This window comes from Hymenobacter yonginensis (assembly GCF_027625995.1).
GTDB lineage: Bacteria > Bacteroidota > Bacteroidia > Cytophagales > Hymenobacteraceae > Hymenobacter > Hymenobacter yonginensis.
In genome coordinates, this window is record NZ_CP115396.1 from 4,625,913 (window position 1) to 4,642,605 (window position 16,693).

General features: G+C 64.0%; 12 protein-coding genes and 1 riboswitch. Of the genes, 5 read left to right on the forward strand and 7 right to left on the reverse strand.

Going from position 1 to position 16,693, the window contains the following annotated elements; translation table 11 throughout:
• Window positions 1-24 precede the first annotated feature (24 nt).
• Window positions 25-3,519: a DUF7948 domain-containing protein gene (locus tag O9Z63_RS19850; RefSeq protein WP_270127157.1), complete on the reverse strand. Its 3,495-nt coding sequence runs from the start codon at window positions 3,517-3,519 to the stop codon at window positions 25-27.
• A 140-nt stretch (window positions 3,520-3,659) separates the two neighbouring features.
• Between O9Z63_RS19850 and O9Z63_RS19855 the strand changes: the two genes are divergently transcribed.
• The 3 genes from O9Z63_RS19855 (at window position 3,660) to O9Z63_RS19865 (ending at window position 7,685) form a co-directional block, all read left to right on the forward strand.
• Window positions 3,660-4,781 carry an endonuclease/exonuclease/phosphatase family protein gene (locus O9Z63_RS19855; protein WP_270127158.1) on the forward strand — a complete coding sequence of 374 codons (1,122 nt, stop codon included), beginning with the start codon at window positions 3,660-3,662 and terminating at the stop codon, window positions 4,779-4,781.
• A 206-nt stretch (window positions 4,782-4,987) separates the two neighbouring features.
• On the forward strand, window positions 4,988-6,535 hold the full coding sequence (cysS, locus tag O9Z63_RS19860) for a cysteine--tRNA ligase (RefSeq protein ID WP_270127159.1): 1,548 nt from the start codon (window positions 4,988-4,990) through the stop codon (window positions 6,533-6,535).
• Window positions 6,536-6,665: 130 nt separating this feature from the next.
• The gene (locus O9Z63_RS19865; RefSeq protein WP_270127160.1) at window positions 6,666-7,685 is read left to right on the forward strand and encodes a M28 family peptidase; all 1,020 of its coding nucleotides are present in this window, start codon (window positions 6,666-6,668) and stop codon (window positions 7,683-7,685) included.
• A gap of 72 nt (window positions 7,686-7,757) precedes the next feature.
• On the opposite strand, the gene O9Z63_RS19870 is transcribed toward O9Z63_RS19865, so the two are convergent.
• Both O9Z63_RS19870 and O9Z63_RS19875 read right to left on the reverse strand, forming a co-directional pair.
• Complete coding sequence (locus tag O9Z63_RS19870) at window positions 7,758-8,279, reverse strand: GNAT family N-acetyltransferase (protein WP_270127161.1); 522 nt, start codon at window positions 8,277-8,279, stop codon at window positions 7,758-7,760.
• Window positions 8,280-8,297: 18 nt separating this feature from the next.
• A complete protein-coding gene (locus O9Z63_RS19875) occupies window positions 8,298-9,203 on the reverse strand; it encodes a S66 peptidase family protein (RefSeq protein WP_270127162.1) in 906 nt (301 codons plus the stop codon).
• Between the two features lie 237 nt (window positions 9,204-9,440).
• On the opposite strand from O9Z63_RS19875, the gene O9Z63_RS19880 reads away from it, so the two are divergent.
• On the forward strand, window positions 9,441-10,601 hold the full coding sequence (locus tag O9Z63_RS19880; protein WP_270127163.1) for an alpha/beta hydrolase: 1,161 nt from the start codon (window positions 9,441-9,443) through the stop codon (window positions 10,599-10,601).
• 200 nt (window positions 10,602-10,801) lie between these two features.
• On the opposite strand, the gene O9Z63_RS19885 is transcribed toward O9Z63_RS19880, so the two are convergent.
• The 4 genes from O9Z63_RS19885 to O9Z63_RS19900 form a co-directional block, all read right to left on the reverse strand.
• Window positions 10,802-12,043 (reverse strand): homoserine dehydrogenase, encoded by a 1,242-nt coding sequence (locus O9Z63_RS19885; protein WP_270127165.1) that lies wholly within the window; start codon window positions 12,041-12,043, stop codon window positions 10,802-10,804.
• Window positions 12,033-13,082 (reverse strand): homoserine O-acetyltransferase family protein, encoded by a 1,050-nt coding sequence (locus O9Z63_RS19890; protein WP_270127166.1) that lies wholly within the window; start codon window positions 13,080-13,082, stop codon window positions 12,033-12,035. Before O9Z63_RS19890 ends, O9Z63_RS19885 begins: the two co-directional genes overlap by 11 nt.
• Before the next feature lie 323 nt (window positions 13,083-13,405).
• The gene (locus O9Z63_RS19895; RefSeq protein WP_270127168.1) at window positions 13,406-14,788 is read right to left on the reverse strand and encodes an O-acetylhomoserine aminocarboxypropyltransferase/cysteine synthase family protein; all 1,383 of its coding nucleotides are present in this window, start codon (window positions 14,786-14,788) and stop codon (window positions 13,406-13,408) included.
• A 385-nt stretch (window positions 14,789-15,173) separates the two neighbouring features.
• Window positions 15,174-15,287, reverse strand: a riboswitch (SAM riboswitch).
• A gap of 418 nt (window positions 15,288-15,705) precedes the next feature.
• On the reverse strand, window positions 15,706-15,984 hold the full coding sequence (locus O9Z63_RS19900) for a LysM peptidoglycan-binding domain-containing protein (protein ID WP_044014403.1): 279 nt from the start codon (window positions 15,982-15,984) through the stop codon (window positions 15,706-15,708).
• A 234-nt stretch (window positions 15,985-16,218) separates the two neighbouring features.
• On the opposite strand from O9Z63_RS19900, the gene O9Z63_RS19905 reads away from it, so the two are divergent.
• Window positions 16,219-16,635, forward strand: coding sequence for a lipocalin-like domain-containing protein (locus O9Z63_RS19905; RefSeq protein ID WP_270127170.1), 417 nt, complete (start codon window positions 16,219-16,221; stop codon window positions 16,633-16,635).
• Window positions 16,636-16,693: the final 58 nt, after the last annotated feature.

Genomic DNA, 16,693 nt, shown 5'->3' on the forward strand with positions numbered 1-16,693 from the left:
ACCTCATCACCTTATCACCAGAATTCACCGCGTGATTTCCACCCAGCCTTTGGCGCGGCGATTTTCGGTGTCGCGTAGGAGGTAATAGTAGGTGCCTTCGGGCAGGTTTTCGCCGCCCCAGTTGTTGTGGTAGTCCTGGGTTTCGTAGACCAGCGTGCCCCAGCGGTTGAAGATCTGCAGGCGGGTGGGCTTGCAGCTGAACAGGGGCTTGAACGTGTCGTTGAGCGAGTCGCGGTTGGGGGTGATGATGTTGGGGACCTTCATTTCGCCCACTTCCAGCGGCGAGAAGGCTGTTTCGACGACGCAGTTGGAGTACCGCGCCGTGAGCCGGACGGTGTAGGTGCCGGGCTGCTCGTAGAGGTGCGTGGGATTGGCGGTGGTGCCGTGCGGTGAACCGTCGCCGAAGTCCCAGTCGTAGGTGCCACCAGCCAAGGCAGGCTCAAACTCGCAGTTGAAGGGTGCTAGGCCGGCGTAGCGCGGCGAGGCCGAGCACACGGGCAGGTTGAGGGGGGCATTGGCCGAGGAAGTGGGCGCTAGCAGCACCGTCCGGACCGCCACGTTTTCGCAGCCGTTCTGCGAGTAAGTGTAGCGCAGCGGGAAAATGCCGCCGCGGTTGTTGGTGTTGGGTGGCGTGAACAGGCCGCCCGGCGTGACGCCGGTGCCGCTCCAGGTACCACCGGCCGGGGTCATACCGCGAAGCTGGAAAGGAGCCATCTGGTCGGCACACAGAGTAGTGTCGCGGCCGGCGCGTACTTCCGGTACCAGGCTTACCACCACCGTCTGGGTGCCGACGCCGCAGCCCAGCGTATCAGAAATGGCGTAGCGGATGGTGTGCGTGCCGACGCCGGCCACGGTGGGGTTGAAGATGCTGCCCGACACGCCCGGTCCGCTGAACGTGCCGCCCAGCGGCGTGGCCGTGAGAGCCACACTGCCCGAGTTGACGCAGCGCGGCGGCAGTGGCGCCACCGTCACGGGCCGCTCCGGCGTGACCGTGACGCGCAACGGCCGGGTGCTGACGCAGGTGCCGGTGGAAGCCACTGAGTAGGTGAGGATGTTTACTCCCAGCCGCGCCGGAGTGGGCGTGAACTGGTAGCCGCCGCCGGCCAGGGCCGTGACGCCGGGACCGGTCCAAGTGCCGCCGGCGGGGCTGCCGCCCAGCGTGATGGGCGCGCTGCCCACGCACACGTAGCGGTTCGGGCCAGGGTCGGCGGTGACGATGCCGAAGTCGATTTTGAAGGCCGCGTTGTTGCAGTTGGTGCTGCGGTTGGTGGTGGAGTAGGTGTTGGCGCCCGGCGGCATCGGGAAGCCTGATGAGCCGCCGCAGCCGCCGCATACGGCCTGATACACCACACCTTTCTTGTCGAAGCGCGAGGTGCCGCCGTCCACATGCTCGCCGCTGCGGCCGCCCCGCTCACCGTAGAAGGTGGCGTATTCCAGAGCCGTCATGCCGGGGCGGAACTGGGCCAGGTAGAAGTCGGAGCCGTCGGTGGTGGGCTGGATGGCGTTGGGCGTGACGGGCAGGAATGTGGTGCCGCTGCCGCTGGCATCGTTGACGGAGCCGCCCCAGCCACTGATGTAAATTCGCTCGCAGTCATCCACCAGAAAGGCCGTGAGCGAAATGTCGGGGAAGAGGGTGCGGCCGCTGCCGAAACGAGTGTAGTACAGACTGCTGGATAGCGTAGGGTTGAGTTTCTGGATGAACTGGCGGCCGTTGGTTACGCCGTAAAGCCCCGCCGTCATGGGCAGGTTGCCCTGGGTCTGGCCCAGCAGATAGGCGTTGTTGGCCGCATCCAATTCCACAAAGAAGGCTTGGTCATAGGCAGAGCTGCCGGCGAAGCTGCTTTGTAGCAGCGCGGTGCCGGTGCTGTTCAGGTGCGTGATAAAGCCGTCCGTAACGCCCTGAAACGTGGTGAGGTAGGCGCCCGGCGTAACGGGGAAGTTGGTGCTGGTGGTGCCGCCCGCCACGTATACCCCGCGCGTGGCATCTACCTGCAGAGAATACGCTGCATCGGCGCTGTTGCCGCCCAAATAAGTGGCCCACACGAGCGTGCGCAGATCAGCCGAAAGCTTGGCCACGATGCCGTCGGAGGTACCGCCCTGGTAGCTGCTGCGGAAGCCGGTGCCGGCCGGGAAGTTCAGGCTGTTCGTAACGGACGCCAGATACACGTTGCCGTCGCTGTCTACGGTCACGTCGCCACGGTATGGGTCGCCGTAGTTGACCACCGGTGAGTTGCCAAGCCGCTCGCTCGCTAGGTAGCCGTCGCTGCCCGAACCCCCCAGGAAGGTGCTGCCGGTAAGCACGCTGCCATTGGCCGACAGCTTGGCAATAAACAAATCAACGCCATTTGAATAAGTGGCCGAACTCATGTTGGAAGGCCTGACGGACGGCCCTCCATTGTGGCTGGTATCGTAGCAGCCAGTTGAAACCGGGAAGTTGGCAGAGCCGGTAGTGCCCAATATCACCAGCTCACCGCGCGGATTCACGACCATGCTATGGGGGGCGTCCATGCTGGTGCCGCCCAGGTAGGTGGCGTAGAGGCGCGCCGTGGAGCCGCTGACGGCGGTATTGTATTTGATAATGCCAACGTCGGTGGCGCCGGCAAACGTAGTCTGAAACGAACCCAGCGTGGAGGGGTAGCCGGCCGCAAACACCACGCCGCCCGAGTACATATTACCCTGCGCGTCATAAGTGGCCGTGAAGCCCCAGTTGTCGGCCGTGGAGCCGGTAAACGACGAGAAGATAACGGTCGGGTCGATGACGAGCGGGCGGCGCCGGTCGTACTGGCCCAGTCGGAAGCTGACTGTGGTACCCTGCAGCACGAAGGCGCACGGTACGGCCACGCGCTGGCCGCGGGCGTCGGTCTGCCAGGCTTTGGGGGCCTGCTCGGTGAGGTGGCCAATAGACGTTTGCACCAGCAGGCTGCCGTCGGGACTAAGGCTGAGCTTGTCGAGGCCGGTGTAGCGCAGCCGGATGGCGGCGGGCTTGCTGTTGGGAGCCACCAGAAAGTCGTATTCCAGTTGCTGCTGCGTGTTTTCGTAGACTACGGCCCCGATGCCGGGGTACAGGTTCTGGTAGCGCACCCGCCGGAAGCCGCGGGCATTGCTGGCCCAGTGGTGCGGGTCGGAGCCCTGGAAGTAGTTGTAAGGCGCTGCCGTCCCGTCTTCGCCGGTCAGGTCGGGGGCGGGGCTGGCTCCCTCAAACGACACCGAATAGGCGTGGCCGCGCAGGTTGTCGTCGGTGGCCGTGGGCAGGGTCTCGGTTTCGGCGCCGTGGTGGGCGTGGCGGCGCAGGGCGGCGGGGTCGAGGAAGCTGTAGGTGAAGCCGGCTGGCCCCACGAACAGCTGGCCGCTGGGCAGTTGGGCGCCGTAGCGGGTGGCAGCGTCCCACTGGCCTTTGTTTTCGATGAATTCCAGCGAGGCCTTCTCGGTGGGTACGGCCTGCGGGGGGCGGGCAGCCAGGGCCGGCAGCGCGGCCAGTAAGGTGCTGAATGTAAGAACCCGGAATGTAGAAAGGAGCATAGCGTAGTGGTAAAGCCGAAACTAAAAGTACAACGAAAAGCAGGGCCCGAAACGTGCGCAAGAATCGGGCCCGGAGCCTAGCCGGGTTCCGCTTACCTTTGTAGTCTCACCCCCGGCCACTCAGCCGGCTTGCTTCTGCCGTGCGTCGTTCGTTTGCTTTCACCTGCACCCTGCTCCTGATTGGCTGGCTGCTCGCGGCCATTGCCTGCGTGCAGATACCGGCCTATACCTTCTGGCCGGCGGCTTTCGGGGCCCTCACGCTGCCCGTGGCGCTAGCCCTCAACCTGGTGGCTGCCTTCTACTGGGTGCTGCGCAACTGGCGGGTGGCGGCGTTGCCTATCGGAATAGCGGTGCTCACGTGGCCGCATTTTCAGCGCGGGCTGGCGGTGCATCCGCTGCGCCTAGCCCCGCTGGCTGCCGACAGCACGGCCGGCCCGCGGGTGCGGGTGCTGAGCGCCAACGTGCGCATCTTCAACGTGTATCCGCAGCTGCGCGATAAAGACTTGAGCTCCTCGAAAAAGATGATTCAGTGGCTGGCCGACAGCCCCGCCGAAATCGTGTGTCTGCAGGAGTTCTACAACGAGCCGCGCACGTCCACGAGCCGTGAGAAAAACGTGTTCAACGCCGTGGAGCGGATTGGGGAGCGGAGCGGGCGGCAGGCGTTTCTGTCCAAGACCCTCACCAACGGGGCCGGCTCCGAGTTCGGCATGGCCATCTTCTCGCGCTACCCCATGCTGCGGCGCGGCACCGTGCAGTTTGGCAAGCTCAGCCAGAACCACGCCATGTGGGCCGACCTGCGCCTGCCCTCCGGCGACACTATCCGGGTGTTCAACTTCCACCTGCAGAGCATGAGCATGGACGAGCAGGACATCGTGGACAGCTACTCCAGCAAGTCGGGCCTGAAGAAGAAGGGCCTGGGGCTGCTGCGCCGCTTCAAGCGCGGGCTGGTGGCCCGCAGCTGGCAGGTGGATACGCTGGTGCAGCGCTTCGAGCGCAGCCCCTACCCGCTGCTGCTCTGCGCCGACCTCAACGACCTGCCCTATAGCTACAGCTACGACCAGCTGGCCGACCGGTTCCAGAATGCCTGGGCTACCGTGGGCAACGGCGTGGGCGCCACCTACAACGGCCGCCTGCCCTTCGTCCGCATCGACAACCAGTTTGCCGGCCCCGAGTGGCAGGTGGATGAGTTCTGGGTGCACTACGAAATTCCGTACTCCGACCACTTTCCGACGCTGGCCACGTATCGGTTGGTTGAAAAGTGATGGGGTGATGGGGTGATGAGGTGAATGGTTGAACGTCATGCAGAGGCGCAGCCGAAGCATCTCGCTTGCTGACGCCTGATTACCGTTGCAACTTCAGCACGCGAGATTCCTCGCGATGCTCGGAATGACGTTCTAACCTGACACTCACCTGTCACCCCATCACTTCATTACTTCATCACCTCACCAACCTGATTACCTTTGCGGCTATGCAGCACCCTCTTTCGCTTTATAATACGCTTACCCGCCGCAAAGCCCCGTTCGAACCCCTGCACGCGCCCTTCGTGGGGGTGTACCTCTGCGGCCCGACCGTGTACAGCGAGGCCCACGTGGGCAACGCCCGCGGGCCGGTGGTGTTTGATGTGCTGACGCGCTACCTGCGCCACCTCGGCTACACGGTGCGCTACGTGCGCAACATCACCGACGTAGGCCACCTCGAAGGCGACGCCGACGAGGGCGAAGACAAGATCAGCAAGCGCGCCCGCGCCCAGCAGTTGGAGCCTATGCAGGTGGCCGAGCAGTTCGCCAACCTCTACCAGGCCCATATGACGGCCCTGGGCTGCCTGCCGCCCGATATCACGCCCCGCGCCAGCGGCCACATCATCGAGCAGATTGAGATGGTGCAGCAGATCATCGACAACGGCTTCGGCTACGAGTCCAACGGCTCGGTGTACTTTGATGTGCCCGCTTACAACGCCGCCGGCCGCAACTATGGCAAGCTCTCCAACCGCGTGGTGGAAGAGCTGCTGGCTGGCTCGCGCGACAACCTCGCCGGCCAGGAAGAAAAACGCAGCCCGCTGGATTTTGCCCTCTGGAAACGCGCCGATGAGCGCCACCTGATGCGCTGGGCTTCACCCTGGAGCGACGGGTTTCCGGGCTGGCACCTGGAGTGCTCGGCTATGAGCCGCAAGTACCTCGGCGCCGAGTTCGACATCCACGGCGGCGGGCTGGATTTGATGTTTCCGCACCACGAGTGCGAAATAGCCCAGAGCCAGGCCTGCAACCACCCCACCAACGAGGCGCAGGTGTGGATGCACAACAACATGATTACGGTGAACGGCGCCAAGATGAGCAAGGCTGTTGGCAACTTCATCACCATGAGCCAGCTGTTTGAAGGCACCAACGCCACGCTGGCGCAGGCCTACTCGCCCATGACGGTGCGCTTCTTCCTGCTGCAGGCCCACTACCGCAGCACTGTGGATATCACCGACGAAGGCCTGCAGGCGGCCCGCAAAGGCTACCGCAAGCTGATGAACGGCCTGCGCCTGCTGGATAAGCTGCGCGAAGCCAGCCTCTCGTCGGACGTTATCAAGGCGCGCACGGTGGCGCCCGTGGCCGAGGGCAAGGTGCCCGACACCACCACCGCCGACGCCGAGCTGCGCAAGCTGGTGCAGGATTGCTTTGTGGGTTTGAACGACGACCTGAACACGGCCCGCGCCATTGCCAGCCTGTTCAATCTGCTGCGTAAGCTCAACGGCTTCCACGCTAACCCGGCCACGCTGGCCACGGTCAGCGCCGCCGCGCTGCAGGAAGCCACCGACGCCTACCAGACGCTGGTAGCCGATGTGCTGGGCCTCGTGGACGAACCCCGCGCCAGCGCCGAAGACCTGCTCAGCCTCACGCTGGAGTTCTACCAGGAAGCCAAAGCCACCAAGGCCTACGACAAAGTAGACCAGATCCGCGCGGCCCTCAAAACCCAGGGCATCGTGGTGAAGGATACCAAAGCCGGCATCGACTGGGCTTACAGCGAAGAGTAAACAGCCCGTCATGTAGATTAGAACGTCATGCAGAGCGGAGCATCTCGCGTGCTGACTACCAATTAGTAATCCAATGTCAGCAGGCGAGATGCTTCGCTCCGCTTTGCATGACGTCCCTTATTCTTGCCTAATGAAAATCTTCCGCCTTGCGCCAGCTGCTCTGGCCGCGCTGCTGCTGCTCACCGGCTGCCCCGACAAAAAGCCCGCTACCACCGAGGTAGAAGCGCCGGCCAAGCTGCCCGCCGCGCCGGCCTTCAACCCCGACTCAGCCTACGCTTACGTGGCCAAGCAGGTGGCTTTCGGGCCACGGGTGCCCAACACGGCTGCCCACGTAAACACCGGCGACTGGGTGGTAGCCCGGTTTAAGGCGTTGGGCCTGACGGTGCGCGAGCAGCCGTTTGTGGCCATGGCCTTCGATGGCAAGATGCTGAAGTCGCGCAACATCATCGCGCAGTTTCAGCCACAGGCCGCGCGCCGCGTGGCCATCTTCACGCACTGGGACACCCGCCCCTTTGCCGATAAGGACACCAAGCGCAAAAACGCCCCTCTCGACGGCGCTTCCGACGGCGCCAGCGGCGTAGGCATTGCCCTGGAAATGGCCCGCGTGCTGGCCGCCCAGCCCGACAGCCTCACGCCCGCCGTCGGTATCGACTTCATCTTGTTTGACTCCGAAGACTACGGCTACGATTCCAGCACCCAGAGCGAGCTGACCAACCAGCTGGCCAGCCAGGAAACGTCGGGCGGCTCCAGCTGGTGCCTGGGCTCGCAGTACTGGAGCAAAAACCTAGTGCCCGGCAACTACAAGCCGGAGTTCGGGATTCTGCTGGACATGGTGGGCGCCAAAAACGCCAAGTTCACCCGCGAAGGAATTTCCCGCGAAAGTGCCCGCGACGTGGTGGATAAAGTGTGGAACCTGGCCGCCCAAATCGGCTACTCCGACTACTTCCTGTTTCAGGATTCGCCGGGCATCACCGACGACCACGCCTTCACCAACCAGGCCGGCATCCGCACCATCGACATCATCGACTACCTGCCCACCGGCCAGTTCCAGCCCTATCACCACACCACCGACGACAACATGAGTGTCATTGACCGGCGCACGCTCAAGGCCGTGGGCCAGACCGTGCTGCAGACGGTGTACGGCGAGTAGTTGGTGGTTGACGAATACTAAAAACGCCCCTGCGTAGATACGCAGGGGCGTTTTTAGTAATTGGCTCATTGTTTACTTCAGCAGCTTATAGTACACCACCGTAGCTTCCAGCGCGCCGCTGGCCACGCGTGCGAACTGCGGGATGGCGCCCACGGCCACGTAGCCGAGCTGCTGGTACAGCTGCTCGGAGCCGGCGCCCTGCAGGGTGTCGAGGACCAGCGTGCTGCGCTGGTGCTGGCGGGCCAGCTCTTCCACGGCCAGCATCAGCTGCCGCCCGATGCCGCGACGCTGGAATTGGGAGTGCACGAGTAGCTTGGCCACTTCGGCGCGGTGTAGGCCGTTGGGTTTAGTGGCCAGCACCAGTTGCACGGTGCCCACCAGCTGGCCGGCCTCTGCAGCTACCAGCAGCAGCGTAGTTTCTGCGGCCACATCCTTTTCCACGCCCGCCCAGAACTCCCGGGCCTCCGCCGCAGCCAGCGGCGGCAGAAAGCCCACCGAAGCGCCTGAATCAACAGCATCGCGCAGCAACTCGGTCAGGCCAGCGGTATGTGCCGCAAAATCTGCGGCCGTGACAAGGTGAAGGTTGACAGACATTGAGTGGAAATTTACGGGTTACATATACTCCAGCCGGCTGCCGGTGGCATCCACGGTGAGGCGGGCGGGGCGGCCGCAGATCAGGGCCATGTTCCGGGGCTCGTGGCCGACGGGAAAGCCGTGGGCTACCGGAAAATCGTACTTATCGGCGTAGTGCTGGATGATTTCGTTGGGCGTCTGGCCGTAGGGGATGGTGTTGTCCTGGGGGTTGGTGAAGTGGCCCACCAGCAGGCCGGCTAGGTGCTGTAGCTTACCGGTGCGGTCCAGGTGCACCATCATCCGGTCGATGGCATACAGGTACTCGTCGATGTCTTCCAGGAACAGGATGCGGCCGGCCGTGGCCACGTCGGAGCGGGTGCCGGTGAGGGTCTGCAGCAAACTCAGGTTGCCGCCCACTAGCTCGCCGGTGGCCGTGCCGAAGCGGTTGAGCGCGTGCGGCGCCACCTCGTAGCGCACCGGCTCCCCAAACAGCGCCCGCCGCAGACTTTCCAGCGACTCCTCGCCGCCGGTTTGCCCAAACAGCAGCGGCATCACGCCGTGGATGCTCTGGTGGCCCAGCGCCAGCAGGTGGCAGTTGAGGGTGGTGATGTCGGAGAAGCCGGCTACCCATTTGGGGTTTTCGGCGAAGCGGGAAAAGTCGATCTGGTCGATGATGCGGGTGGTGCCGTAGCCGCCGCGGGCGCTCAGGATGGCCCGGATTTCGGGGTTGTCGAGCTGCTGCTGGAAGTCGCGGCGCCGGATTTCATCGTCGCCCCCGAATTGGTGATGCGCCACATTGGTGCTTTCGCCCAGCACCACGCGCAGGCCCCAGCTTTCGAGGGTGGCCACGGCGGCGGCCAGTTCCTGGTGCGAGGCCGAGCGGGCGGGGCAAACAATGGCTACCTGATCATGAGGACGCAGGAAAGGAGGGGCGGTAGTAGGCATGGCGTAAGCAGCAGAAGGAACCGCCGCAAACTTAGAGGGGTTGGCCGGATTTCCGGCCGGCCCCGCAGCCGTAGCGCGAACTTTGTAGTTCGCGCCCCGCGCCGTTGCAACGATTGTCGTTCAGAGGCGCGAACTACAAAGTTCGCGCTACGCCCGCCCGCATCGTGCCGGCGTACTTCCCGAAAACTAGCCCGAACTTTGCGGGTGAGGTGGCTGCTGTTTCCGCCGATTCTGCCTGTGCGCTACCTGCTTCCTGTTTTGCTGCTGCTCCATATGCTGCTCTCGGCCCCGGCGGCCGCCCAGCGTATGCCCATCGATACCACCCACGGCCGCTACCACCGCCCGCTGTTCCGGCAGGTGCAGGTGCGCCGCAATGTGGAGTTTGCCCACGTCACGACCATGCTGGGCCTGCCCCAGACGCTGTACATGGATGTGTATGAGCCCGCCGGCGACACCGTGCGCCGCCGCCCGCTGGTAGTGCTGGCCCACGAGGGCGGCTTCCTGACCGGCACCCGCGACGATGCCGTGATGACGGCCCTCTGCACCCGGCTGGCCCGCCTCGGCTACGTCGCGGCCACCATTGACTACCGGCTGTATTTCTTTCCGTTTGATACCGTGGGCATCGGCCGGGCGGCCATCCGGGCCACTCAGGACATGCGGGCGGCCGTGCGGTTTTTCCGGCATGATGCGGCCACGGCCAAGCGGTTTCGGGTGCACCCGCAGTACGTGTTCGTGGGCGGTTCCTCAGCCGGCGGCTTCATGGCCCTGCAAACCGGCTACCTCAACAAGCCCGCCGAAGTGCCCGCCTACCTCGACCTAGCCGCCTTGGGCGGACTGGAAGGCAGCGGCGGCCACCCCGGCTACAGCAGCCGCCCGCGCGGCGTCATTAATCTGTGCGGGGCGCTGGCCCGGGCCAGCTGGCTGGAAGCCGGCGACCCGCCCCTGTGCAGCGTGCACGGCACCCGCGACGGACTGGTGCCTTACGCCCGGGGCACCATCGGGGCGCAGCTGCCGGCCCAGCTGGTGTACGGCAGCGGGGCGCTGCGCCTGCGGGCCAATGCCGTGGGCGTGCCCAACGTGCTGCGCCGCCTGCGTGGGGCCGGCCACGTGCCCTACTCCTTCGAACCCACCTACATCGACTCCGCCTACTTCGCCGTGCGCGACTTCCTGCGGCCCCTGCTGGGTAGCGGCGCACCCGGCCCGCTGTTGGCCGCTGCCCTCAACCCCCGCCGCGACGCGCAGGTAACGGCTCTATTGCTGCCGCGCCGTATCGGCCTGCAGGTGCCGCCCGCGCCGCCCCTGGCCTGGCAGCCCGATTTGCTGCAGGTCCCGCCCGATTCAGTGCAACAAGTGGCGCCGCCTGCTCCGGAAGCTACCGGAGCCGCCCCGCCGCAGTAGCGCGAAGCCTTTGCTTCGCGTGTAGCTGGCACTATCGTGCTGAAGCTGTTAGGCCATACGCGAAGCAAAGGCTTCGCGCTACAATCCTGCTTCACCCAAAAGCTCCCAACATTGCGCAAACGTCAGGGGCTTCAATGTACTAAGGGTTAAGAACTGCGAGCAGGACGGTGTACGTCGTTCCGCTCGCAATGACAGGTTTATCACGCCGAAACTTCGGCCACCAGCTCGTTGGTGCTGACGGGGCGCAGGCGGCCTGTGCGCACGATGAAGGCGCCGTACTTGCGCAGCGTGTCGCGGTGGCGGATGAGGTGGGCCAGGGCCACGTAGCCTACTACGTATTCGTCCTCGTCGGCTTCCTCGGAAATCTCGCTGAAGTCGAGCAGGTCGATGATGCGGTCCTCGTCGGTGCGTAGGTAGATTTCCACTTCCAGGTCGGAGGCGTACTCCGGGGCTTCGGCGGCTTTGGGGTACTGGTAGGCGAAGCCCTGGCGCAGCGCGGCCAGATCGGCCAGCACTGCCGATCCGGTGGGGTGCCCGCCGGCCCCGCGGCCCCGCAGAAACTGCTCGCCGGCGAAATCGGCCTCAATTACCACGCCGTTGAACTCGTCGTCTACGCTGTACAGCGGCGACTCAGGGCCCACCAGCTGCGGGGTCACCAGCACCGTCACGCGGCCGTCAGGCAAACGCTGCAGGCCGGCAATGACTTTGATTTTCTGGCCCTGGCTGGCGGCAAAGGCAATATCGACGGCGCTGATGCCCTCAATGCCCAGGTTCAGTACCTCGTCGGGGTTCAGGAACGCGCCGTAGGCGTGGGCAGCCAGCAGCACGGCTTTGGAGCGCGGGTCGAAGGCGCCCATGTCCAGGGTGGGGTCGGTTTCGGCGAAGCCTTTCTGCTGGGCCTCGGCCAGCGCCGGGGCGTAGTCGGCGCCGGCTTCGCCCATGCGGGTCAGCACGTAGTTGGACGAGCCGTTGAGGATGCCGGTCACGCTGCGCAGCGGCTCGGCCCCGAAGTAGGCATCGAGGGTGCGAATCACCGGAATGCTGCCGCACACGGCTGCTTCGTAGAGCAGCGTGCCGCCGGTTTGCTGCTGCAGCTGCACCAGCTCCGGCAAGTGGCGGGCCAGCATGGCCTTGTTGGCCGTCACCACGCGGCGGCCCTGGCACAGCGCCTCGCGCACCAGCCGGAAGGCCTCGTCGGCGTCGTCAATCACCTCCACCAGTACGTCCAGCGAGGCATCCTGCAGCAGGTCGTCGGCGCGGAAGTCGAACCGGTTTAGTGGCAGCGTACGGGCTTTGGTGGGGTTCTTGACGGCAATGCGGGCAATTTCAAAGCCTGCTTCGGGCTGCTGCTGCAGAATGTCGTAGAGGCCCTGGCCCACGCAGCCGAACCCAATCAGGCCAATACGAAGCGGGGCAGAAGCGGGAGCAGGATTAATGGACATAGGTCTGGACAGAAAATCGTTCGAGAAAGTGCGTGAGCTGGGTGGTTTCCAGTAGAAAGCCGTCGTGGCCGTACTGGGAGTCCATTTCGGCGTACATGGCGCCCTGAATGTGCTGGGCCAAAAGCTGCTGCTCAGCGGGCGGAAACAGCACGTCGGAGGTGATGCTGATGACGAGGGTGCGGGCCCGGATGCGGCCCAGGGCCTCCCGCACGCCGCCGCGGCCGCGCCCCACGTGGTGCGAGTCCATCGTGCGGCTCAGGGCCACGTAGGAGTAGGCGTTGAAGCGGGCCACCAGCTTGTCGCCCTGGTAGCGCTGGTAGGAGCTGGCCCGGAAGCCATCCAGCGCGTCGTCGGTGGTTTCGGTCTGGCTGCGCTGATAGGCGTCGTAGCTGCGGTAGCTGAGCAGGGCCATGGCCCGGGCCGCCCGCAGGCCGGCCGCGCCGCCCTCGGGCGTGGCCGCCGCGTACGTCGGGTCGGCGAAGATGGCCAGCCGCTGCGCCTCGTTGAAGGCAATGCCCCAGGCCGAATGGCGGGCGTTGGTGGCAATCAAAACCAGATTCTCAAACAGCGTAGGCTGCTGCACGGCCCACTCCACGGCCTGCTGCCCGCCCAGCGAGCCTCCAATCAGCGTATTGATCTGGCGCAAAGCCAGGTGCTCGCGCAGCGCCTCGTGCACCGCCACCAGGTCGCGCACCGTCAGCAGCGGAAACGCATGGTACAGCGACTCGGCCGCAGAATCGGGCGGCGACACGGGGCCGGTGCTGCCGTAGCAGGAGCCCACCACGTTGGCGCATACTACAAACCAGTCGGCCGGATCGAAGTGGCAGCCGGCCCCGAACAGGCCGGGCCACCAGTCGAGCACGTTGGCGTTGGCCGTGAGGGCGTGGCACACCCACACCACGTTGTCGCGGGCGGCGTTGAGGCGGCCGTAGGTCTGGTAGGCTATTTCCACCTGCGGCAGCAGCGCCCCGTTTTCCAGCCGCAGCGGCCGGGGCAACCGGAACACGTGCGGCGCGTCAGAAGAAATAGTAGAGCTCATCAGAAAGAAAAAAGGAGCGCGAAAATCAGTTTCGCGACGTGCGAAGCGCGTGGCCGCCAGTCGGTGCAAGTGGCGCACCGGCTGCCCGCCTGCGGCGCGTATGCCAGGCCGGAGCCCGGCGGTGCAAATCGGCCACCGGGGCCGTGAGAATATCCATAGCCCGCAGGCTGAGCCGGCAGTGCCGGCCCAGCCCCGGCCATGGGCGGGCAGGGAGTATTGGCTTCCTCTCTCACAAAAAAGCCGACGTCCTGCCCGCGTGCCGCGAGGCTGGAGGCGGGGCGGGCTGCCCTCTCAAAACAGCCCGCCCGTAACCCCACTCTCACTTACACCTCCAGCGGTGCGGCATGTTCGGGCTGCGGCTCGGGCAGCAGCGTAGTTTCTTTGGGGTCTGGCGTGGCGGCGTTGCGCACGGCGTCGAAGGCCTGCTGCAAGTCGGCCCGGATGTCGTCGAAATGCTCGATGCCCACTGACAGGCGCAGCAACGTGGGCGTCACGCCGGCGGCGCGCTGCTCGGCGTCGGACAGCTGCTGGTGCGTGGTGGCCGAGGGCTGAATGATGAGCGTTTTGGCGTCGCCGACGTTGGCCAGGTGGCTCACCAGCTTCAGGTTGTCGATGAACTGGGTGGCGGTTTCCTTGCTGCCTTTGATGGCGAAAGTGAGCACGCCGCCGAAGCCGCGCTTCAGGTATTTCTGGGCCAGCCGGTGGTAGGGGCTGCTGGGCAGGCCGGGGTAGTTCACGGCTTCCACCTGCGGGTGCTGCTCCAGCCAGGTAGCCACGCGCAGGGCGTTTTCCACAGTGCGCTCCACCCGCAAACTCAGCGTTTCGAGGCCCTGCAGCAGTAGGAAAGAGTTGAACGGACTCTGCGACGGACCAAAGTCGCGCAGGCCTTCCACCCGGGCCCGGATGATGAAGGCAATGTTGCCGAACGGCCCGTTCTTGCCGAATACGTCGTTGAACACCAGCCCGTGGTAGCCGTCGGACGGCTCGGTGAACTGCGGGAACTTGCCGTTGCCGAAGTCGTAGGTGCCGCCGTCCACAATCACGCCACCCACGCTGGTGCCATGTCCGCCAATCCACTTCGTAGCCGATTCCACCACGATGCTGGCGCCGTGCTCCAAAGGCCGGAACAGGTAGCCGCCCGCCCCGAAGGTGTTGTCCACGATGAGCGGCAGGTCGTGCTTGCGGGCAATGGCGGCAATGGCCTCAAAATCGGGAATGCTGAAGCTAGGGTTGCCGATGGTTTCCAGGTAGATGGCCTTGGTGTTCTCGTCAATCAGGGCCTCAAACTTGGCAGGCTGGTCGCCGTCGGCGAAGCGCACTTCAATGCCCAGCCGCTTGAACGCCACCTTGAACTGGTTGTAAGTGCCACCATACAGATGGGTGGTGCTTACGAAGTTGTCGCCTGCCTGCAGGATGTTGTTGAGGGCAATGAACTGGGCCGCCTGCCCCGACGATACCGCCAAGGCCGCTACGCCGCCTTCCAGAGCCGCCACGCGCTGCTCAAACACGTCGGTGGTGGGATTCATCAGGCGGGTGTAGATGTTGCCGAACTCCTTCAGCGCAAACAGGTTGGCGCCGTGCTCGGCATTTTTGAACACGTAGCTGGTGGTCTGGTGGATGGGCACGGCGCGCGAACCGGTAACGGGGTCGGGCTGCTGGCCGGCGTGGAGCTGAAGGGTCTCGAAGTGGAGGTTCTGCGTGGACATGGCAGGGCTGGTTTGGAAGGCGTTTGGGTATGGGAAAGGGGAGCGTAGACCGCTGAAATGCCGCGCCGAAGCGTAGCAGAGGCCTCTGCCGAGCCAGCCGAACCGCGCACGGAACCGGTCAGGCCAAAGCAAAGGAGGGAGCCGGGGGCCAGGGCAGGCCGGTACCGGTCAGGTGTGCAGGAGGGGGGAGGGGGGCTGCGTAGCCGGACTCAGGCTAGCAACAGCAACAACACGCGCCGCAACAGCCGCGCATTCGCATTCGGCCGGCAGCTGGGGCCGTAGCCGCAGAAACGCGCAAACCCCACGGCGAAGCAGCAGGCCCGAAGGCGGCCGAAGCGGTGGGGTACTGGGGGGCGAAAGCGAGTGTGTTTTCCATGGTACTCCGAGGTTATATGCCCCGCCGCCGGATGGCTGGTCGGGTAGGAATTGGCACCTTTCGCGCGGTCGAAGGTTGCCAGTGGGTCAGGGAGCCTATTCTCTCGCCACTTCTGTATAAATCCTATGAAAACTTCCCCGCCGCGAGCGGGGGAGTACCGGGTTGGTGTTGCAAAGGTATAGGCGCAGTTTTGATATCTGCAACAGCTACCGGTTATTTTTTTTGGCGCAAGCAAAAGAACGCCGTTTGCGCGCTCCTGATGGCTGTATCTGTAGTGGAGGTTGTGTGTATGTGTCTGATGATTTGATTTATATGCTTGATGACTTATTCGGCTAGTCGGAGTTGCCGGCTTCTGTAATCCCCCGGTATGGCCCCGGCTACTGCCGCTGCAGCGGTAGTGGTAGCTGAAAATGCCGCCGCTGGCCAGCCGGTTTACGGGTGCGAAACCAGCCTGCTCAGCGGCCAAAGCGGCAGGAAAAGACACAAAAAAAGCCGCCCTTTGCAAGGCGGCTTTTAGAATATTTCCTGGAAAAGGAAACGGCTATTCTTTGGGCAGGGTCAGTACCTGGCCGATTTCGATTTTGTCGGGGTCGGCGCCGATGATGGCTTTGTTGGCTTCGTATATCTGCTTCCATTTGGTGCCGTCGCCGTAGTGGTTGCGGGCAATTTTAGAGAGCGAGTCGCCGCTTACTACCGTGTAGGTTTCGCCAGCGGCGGCGTTGGCATTGCCGAAGAAGTCGGTGTCACCGGTAGCAGCGGGCTTAACGGGTTCAACGGGTTTTTTTTCGCCTTCGTTCGAGAGAAAATCAAAGAGTCCCATAGTCGTGCGTTGGGTTGGAAGAGTGGGAAAAGAGCCGACTACCAGCTTCAGGGCCTGTCGTGTGGCTTCTTACGCCAAGATCCGCAATAAGTTATCAGGCCATATATATCAGCTGTAAACATCTTGCCGCAACCTCCCGTAAGAAGCGCAACACTGGGGTTGCCAGTGGTCAGCCGGCACCCTCCGGCTCAGGCAAAACACGCTTTCCATCTCTCAACCATTTCACGGAATTCCATGAAAACTCTCTCCCATCCGTTCCGCTACCTGGCCAGCCTCCTGATGCTCGTGTCGTTGTTTGCCGCCTCGTGTGGCAGCAAGGAAGGCAAAGTAGAAGGCGTAAACATGCTCTACGGCACGCAAAGCAAAGTCTGGAAAACGGATAAAGAACTGAGCGCCGCCGGCGACAAAGTAAAGCAGACCGATGCCCAGGAAGATGAGCGCATCACCTTCTTCGCCAACGGCCAGTACAACATGACCTCGCCCGCTGGTGCCGTAAACGGCAAGTACACGTTCGATCAGGCCGGTAAAACCATCACCATGACCCCCGATGGCGCTGCCCAGAGCAACACGTTCAACGTAGTAACCCTCACCGACGACAAGCTGACGCTGAAAAGCGCCGCCGGTGCTGAGCTGCGTCTCGAGAAGGAGTAAGCTCCTGCAACCGGTTTGAAAAAGCCGTCTGAAAACACAGAAAAGCCCTTCTGCCCCG

What these genes read in the sequence shown, in the direction of transcription:
- O9Z63_RS19850 (WP_270127157.1), bottom strand. Translation starts at nt 3,519, where the DNA reads ATGCTCCTTTCTACATTCCGGGTTCTTACATTCAGCACCTTACTGGCC.
- cysS (WP_270127159.1), top strand. Translation starts at nt 4,988, where the DNA reads ATGCAGCACCCTCTTTCGCTTTATAATACGCTTACCCGCCGCAAAGCC.
- O9Z63_RS19865 (WP_270127160.1), top strand. Translation starts at nt 6,666, where the DNA reads ATGAAAATCTTCCGCCTTGCGCCAGCTGCTCTGGCCGCGCTGCTGCTG.
- O9Z63_RS19870 (WP_270127161.1), bottom strand. Translation starts at nt 8,279, where the DNA reads ATGTCTGTCAACCTTCACCTTGTCACGGCCGCAGATTTTGCGGCACAT.
- O9Z63_RS19875 (WP_270127162.1), bottom strand. Translation starts at nt 9,203, where the DNA reads ATGCCTACTACCGCCCCTCCTTTCCTGCGTCCTCATGATCAGGTAGCC.
- O9Z63_RS19885 (WP_270127165.1), bottom strand. Translation starts at nt 12,043, where the DNA reads ATGTCCATTAATCCTGCTCCCGCTTCTGCCCCGCTTCGTATTGGCCTG.
- O9Z63_RS19890 (WP_270127166.1), bottom strand. Translation starts at nt 13,082, where the DNA reads ATGAGCTCTACTATTTCTTCTGACGCGCCGCACGTGTTCCGGTTGCCC.
- O9Z63_RS19895 (WP_270127168.1), bottom strand. Translation starts at nt 14,788, where the DNA reads ATGTCCACGCAGAACCTCCACTTCGAGACCCTTCAGCTCCACGCCGGC.
- O9Z63_RS19900 (WP_044014403.1), bottom strand. Translation starts at nt 15,984, where the DNA reads ATGGGACTCTTTGATTTTCTCTCGAACGAAGGCGAAAAAAAACCCGTT.
- O9Z63_RS19905 (WP_270127170.1), top strand. Translation starts at nt 16,219, where the DNA reads ATGAAAACTCTCTCCCATCCGTTCCGCTACCTGGCCAGCCTCCTGATG.